Annotated in this window: 1 protein-coding gene; it reads left to right on the forward strand. The window is 51.0% G+C overall.

Translation table 11 applies throughout. The annotated features are described in order from the left end of the window. Window positions 1-6: 6 nt before the first annotated feature. Entirely contained in the window at window positions 7-153 is a 147-nt protein-coding gene (locus Q4563_RS23795) for a general secretion pathway protein GspB (protein ID WP_442903841.1), read from the forward strand. The last annotated feature ends 104 nt before the right edge of the window (window positions 154-257 follow it).

Consider the following 257-nt stretch of genomic DNA (forward strand, 5'->3'; position numbering starts at 1 on the left):
GTATCGATGAACGGTCGGCAGTGGTACGAAGGCGACATGATTGTGCCAGGGGTGTTTTTGCAATCCATAACGTCATCCGGCCTGGTGCTCGATGTTGATGGTTATCCATTTCCGATTAACCGTAACAGCGGCTGGCAGTCCATTGGGGAGTAATACGCAGTGTTAAGCCAAGAAAGCAAAGAGCGTATTCAGGCCCTGTATCGCGAGTGTATCAAAAAGCTCGATCTGACCCCCCGTTATGGTCAGCGGGTGATGAT

The sequence above is a fragment of the Gilvimarinus sp. 1_MG-2023 genome, from assembly GCF_030548285.1.

What these genes read in the sequence shown, in the direction of transcription:
- Q4563_RS23795 (WP_442903841.1), top strand. Translation starts at nt 7, where the DNA reads ATGAACGGTCGGCAGTGGTACGAAGGCGACATGATTGTGCCAGGGGTG.